The organism is Janthinobacterium sp. CG_23.3, assembly GCF_046115965.1.
In the GTDB taxonomy this organism is placed as follows: Bacteria; Pseudomonadota; Gammaproteobacteria; order Burkholderiales; family Burkholderiaceae_D; genus Janthinobacterium.
Genome location: NZ_JBJXIB010000215.1, coordinates 1 through 4,615, shown reverse-complemented (window position 1 = coordinate 4,615; position 4,615 = coordinate 1). Strand labels below are relative to the sequence as shown.

The 4,615-nt window shown below is 55.8% G+C and carries 6 protein-coding genes; all 6 read left to right on the top strand.

The annotated features are described in order from the left end of the window. Positions 1–154 precede the first annotated feature (154 nt). The gene (locus tag ACFDR9_RS26970; protein WP_409032974.1) at positions 155–325 is read left to right on the top strand and encodes a hypothetical protein; all 171 of its coding nucleotides are present in this window, start codon (positions 155–157) and stop codon (positions 323–325) included. 167 nt (positions 326–492) lie between these two features. Continuing rightward, positions 493–1,194 (top strand): hypothetical protein, encoded by a 702-nt coding sequence (locus tag ACFDR9_RS26965; RefSeq protein WP_409032973.1) that lies wholly within the window; start codon positions 493–495, stop codon positions 1,192–1,194. A gap of 30 nt (positions 1,195–1,224) precedes the next feature. Then, entirely contained in the window at positions 1,225–1,587 is a 363-nt protein-coding gene (locus ACFDR9_RS26960; protein ID WP_409032972.1) for a hypothetical protein, read from the top strand. Between the two features lie 60 nt (positions 1,588–1,647). After that, a complete protein-coding gene (locus ACFDR9_RS26955) occupies positions 1,648–2,469 on the top strand; it encodes a DUF6624 domain-containing protein (RefSeq protein WP_409032971.1) in 822 nt (273 codons plus the stop codon). Next, positions 2,466–3,812 (top strand): HlyD family secretion protein, encoded by a 1,347-nt coding sequence (locus ACFDR9_RS26950; RefSeq protein ID WP_409032970.1) that lies wholly within the window; start codon positions 2,466–2,468, stop codon positions 3,810–3,812. Before ACFDR9_RS26955 ends, ACFDR9_RS26950 begins: the two co-directional genes overlap by 4 nt. A 108-nt stretch (positions 3,813–3,920) precedes the next feature. After that, positions 3,921–4,550: a cysteine peptidase family C39 domain-containing protein gene (locus ACFDR9_RS26945; RefSeq protein WP_409032969.1), complete on the top strand. Its 630-nt coding sequence runs from the start codon at positions 3,921–3,923 to the stop codon at positions 4,548–4,550. The last annotated feature ends 65 nt before the right edge of the window (positions 4,551–4,615 follow it).

Here is a 4,615-nt window from a genome sequence, read left to right as displayed (position 1 = left end):
TACGCAAGCAAGGCCATGGCATGCTTGAGGTTCTGCTCCGGGCCTTCAACGGTAATCCTATCCCGCTTGCCGCATAGCGGCTGAACAGTCACCTTTTTTGAATAATATAACTTCCGTGGAAATGATTCCACGATATTAATAAATTGGAGTTAACATGAAACAAAAAAATAACGCTGGCTTCCGTATTTTGGCACGTGACATTGCACAGGAACTGACTTCGGCAGAACTCGAACAAGTGAATGGCGGCGCGTGCCAAACCGTCACCAAAGTAACTTGGAAGCAAGGTTCCGGCGCGGATGCAGAATTCGTTCTGCAATGCCAATAACATCCGGACCGCGGCCGGCGTAACTTGCTGAAAAGGGCTAGTTGCACCAGCCCGACAGCGAAAACGCCTGTCGTTCTCATGGGAGGTTCTTATGAACCTTCCATTATTTCGGCCTGAACAATTCAGGCAAGCCGAATGTATCGGAATAGTAACGAGAAGGGTACGTCATGACGGTCTGCATCATCTCGAACACTGACGACGTTCACGCGATCTGCGTCGAATTGGCCCTGGAAAAAAAAGGGATACAAGTTACGAACTGGCATTGGGGGGATTTTCCCGGCATCGACTGCCTATCGGTCGATATTGCAAGCGGCGGTGCGCTCAAGGCGTCCATCCTCAATGGCCCAGTGAACGAAGTGGCTCTGTGGATACATCGGGGACTTAGTCCCATCGCGCCGCCCGCGCTCCATCCGGCGGACGTGAATTTCGCCATCAACGAATCGTACTCCATGCTCAACGGCATATTGAATGAATTTTCCCGCGAAGCGTTTTGCGTCAATCCGCCAGAGGCCGTGCGACGCTTGAGGTCGAAAATCAATGAGCTTTCGCTGGCGGGAAGGTGCGGTTTTAGTCTGCCACCTACGCTGGTTTCCAATGATCCCGCGGCAATCAGGACATTTTTTCAACACCATGGTGGCGAAGTTGTAGCGAAGCACTCCAGTCAAATGTATTGGAAGTCATCTTCCGATAAAAGCGTTCACTTGACCTACACAAACAAAATTTCCGGGAGGCACATTAGCAACGATTTACAACTGTCATCGTGCCCGTCGATTTTTCAAAAAGAGGTGCACAAGAAATTCGAACTGCGTATCGTATTTATGGGTGCTTCCCTATTCAGCGTAAAAATCGACTCACAAATGAAAAAATAATCCCTCGATTGGCGCTGGGATTATCAAGGCATGCCGCCTTGTTCGGTCTTTACGTTACCCGCCGCGGAATTGAAAAAGGTCCGCGCCTTCATTCGCGCGAGCGGATTACGCTACGGCAGCATCGACATGATTGTGGATACCGAAGAAAACTATATTTTTCTTGAAGTTAACGAAACCGGGCAGTTTCTATGGATCGAAGATATTCTTCCTGAGCTTCCTTTGCTGGATTGCTTCGCTGACTTCCTGATCAGCCGCGACCCCGAATTCGCTTACAAAAAGGGACGATATGCGGTCCGCTGCGGTGATTTTGACGGCGCCATCACGATGGAGTCGATGAAAGAACGAAGCGCAGGACATATGGTAAGGGTGGACCGGGCTAAGCTGGTTGAGTAATGCGTTGGAAAACACGCTCTGCTGCGAGGGTGACAATATTTTACTGAAATGGGAACAAACATGAACCAACCTGGCTGGACGCTGAGCCTGCTCCTTTGCCTGGCCGCAGGTCCGTCTTGGGCGGACGAAGAATCGCAGACCCGGACGAGTATTGCGGTATTTTCTTTCGAAAAAGAAATCGCCCGCGTTCAGTTGCCGATTGGAATGAAGGGCGCTTATACCATTCGCGGCAACCGAGTTGACGACAACGAGAAGACCGGAGTGTTACGTGTCCAGGGCAACGCGCTGATCCATTTCATGCCCGCCGATGCCGGCGTTGCGGGCCTGGATTTCATCGGGGATGAACTGGTCCTGAGGAAGGAGATGCTTGACGCCAAAACGGTCAAGGCCCTCGCGGATCTGGAGGCCATGAGCGAAGCCGACCAACGTTACCGTGGCATGGAATCCTTGAACGCCGCTTCATGGACGCTTCAAACAAAAATCGATTTAGCCAACCTGCGCCGCCTGGCGGAAATCGTCGAGCAATATGGTTGGCCAGGCGTCAGATTCGCCGGTATCAAGGGAAGTCAGAGTGCATTTTTGGTCTTGCAGCACGCTGACTTGGAAAATCAGCAGAAATATCTGCCCCTTTTCCGCGACGCGGTGAGCAAGAACGACGCCCCGGCAAGCGAGTTGGCCATGTTGGAGGACCGAGTGCGTGTCGGTGCCGGCCAGCCGCAAATTTACGGGACCCAGGTGCAGGATGGCCAACCCGTACCCATCGAAGACGAAGCCAATGTTGACCGCAAACGTGCTGCGGTGGGGCTCATGCCCTTGGAGGACTATATGAAGAAGCTCGGTATACGCTATCAGAAAAAATCAACCGGGCCGGCGCCGCAGTGACGCCCGACGCGCATGGCGTAGAACATGCTTTAAAAAAACCTGGGGCCCCAGCGAGCGGCGCGGACCAGCAAGCGCAAGCCGGGCAAGGGCTGTTCCGTCAGCAAACCGTGGCCCACTTAAGCACGCGGCAATACGGAACCGTGATAGTGGCGCAATCGCTCAGCCAGTCGGTGATGACCGCCCTGTTTGTCTGCATCGCGCTTGCCATTGTCACCTTTTTTCTGTTGTTCGGTACAACCCGCAAGGCGCAAAGCCAGGGTGTGCTGTTGCCCACGGCCGGCGTGATCAGGGTCGTGCCGAGCCAGGCCGGTGTCATCACCGAACGGCGCGTGCAGGAAGGCCAGTCCGTTCACGCCGGCGAAGTGATGTTTGTGCTGTCGAGCGAACGCAGCAGCGCCGGCACCGGCGCCGCGCAACAAACCGTCTCTACCTTGTTGCGCCGCCGCCGCGACAGTTTTGACACGGAATTGGAACAGTCTGGTTTGCAATCGCGCCAGCGCGTCGCCGCCGCGCAGCGCCGCGCGCACGACTTAACTGGTGAAACCGACCGCCTGGCAGGCCAGATCAACTTGCAACAGCATCGGGTCCTTTTGGCGGAACAAGCCCAAAAGCGCTATGAGCAACTGCAGGCGACTAACTATATTTCAGCCGCGCAACTGCAAGACAAGCAGGCCGAACTGCTCGATCAGCGCCAACGCCTGGCAGACTTCCAGCGGGTAAAGGCAAACAGCGAGCGCGAACTGGCCACGGCGCAGGCGGACGTGCGCGATCTGCGGGTGCAGGCGTGGCGCGAGATGGAGGGGCTGCAGCGCAACGTTTCGGCGCTGGAGCAGGAATGGACGGAGAACGAGGCGCGCCGTGAACTTCTCGTGCGTGCGCCGCAAGACGGCATGGTGGCCGCCATTACGACCGAAGTCGGACAAACCGTGTCGGCCGATAATACGCTGGCCTCCGTCTTGCCGACGGGCGCAGAACTTGAGGCGGAAATTTACGCCCCGTCGCGCTCGGTCGGATTTGTCAAGGTGGGCATGACGGTCTTGCTGCGCTATCAGGCCTATCCCTACCAGAAATTCGGGCAACACAAGGCCATCGTTCGCGAGGTGGCGAATACGTCTTTGCGCGTGGATGATTTGGCGCTTCCGCGCGCATCCTTGCCTGGCGGGGCGGCAGCCGAACCGTTGTACCGCATCCGCCTGAAGCTTGACAAGCAAACTGTGCAAGCCTATGGCAATCCCATGCCGCTGAAGTCGGGCATGTTGGTAGACGCCAGCATTTTGCTCGAGCATCGACGCCTGTATGAATGGGTGCTCGAGCCTTTGTTCACCATTTCCGGGCGAATGTAAACACGGCCGCTCGCCATGGCGCCATCCCTTCCCGCGATAGCACGCCCGGCGCCGCCCAGAATCGCGACCGGATATCCCAATGCCTGCATTTTCAACTGAACCGTATCTATGAATTTCCCCACCCTTTCTCAATTGTCATTCTGGCGCAGCAACCGGCTCCCCGTTCTGCTGCAAACAGAAGCGTCCGAATGCGGTCTGGCTTGCCTGTGTATGGTTGCCAGTTACTGGGGCCATCAAATCGACATCGCCAACATGCGCCGGCGCTTTTCTGTTTCACTGAAAGGCATGACAATGAAAGGGTTGATGGCCATGGCGCACGGCTTGGCCCTGCAAACGCGCCCGCTCAAGCTGGACGTTCCGCATTTGACACAACTGGTGTTGCCCTGCATATTGCATTGGGATTTAAACCATTTCGTGGTGTTGAAATCGGTGTCGGGCGAGCATGTGCTGATCCACGATCCCGCTGTCGGAGAGCGCCGCATGGCGTTGGCCGAGTTTGGCAAACACTTTACCGGCGTGGCGCTTGAAACAATGCCCGCGGCGCACTTTCAACGGCAGCGCGAGACGCAGGATTTTTCCCTGCTGTCGCTTATGGGGCGTGTGGTCGGGCTTAAGCGCGGCCTGCTGCAATTGTTGCTGTTGGGCCTGACGCTGCAGGTATGCGCTCTAGTGGCGCCTTTTTACATGCAATGGCTGGTGGACGACGCCTGGCTCTATGCCGTTTCGTGTGGAACTTGACATCTAGTACCATAGCGGGCACTGCCATTTTGAAGACGAAGAACGCCTGATGAGTATTGCCGTTG

Coding starts and splice junctions, on each gene's coding strand:
- ACFDR9_RS26965 (WP_409032973.1), top strand. CDS start 493: ATGACGGTCTGCATCATCTCGAACACTGACGACGTTCACGCGATCTGC.
- ACFDR9_RS26960 (WP_409032972.1), top strand. CDS start 1,225: ATGCCGCCTTGTTCGGTCTTTACGTTACCCGCCGCGGAATTGAAAAAG.
- ACFDR9_RS26945 (WP_409032969.1), top strand. CDS start 3,921: ATGAATTTCCCCACCCTTTCTCAATTGTCATTCTGGCGCAGCAACCGG.
- ACFDR9_RS26955 (WP_409032971.1), top strand. CDS start 1,648: ATGAACCAACCTGGCTGGACGCTGAGCCTGCTCCTTTGCCTGGCCGCA.
- ACFDR9_RS26970 (WP_409032974.1), top strand. CDS start 155: ATGAAACAAAAAAATAACGCTGGCTTCCGTATTTTGGCACGTGACATT.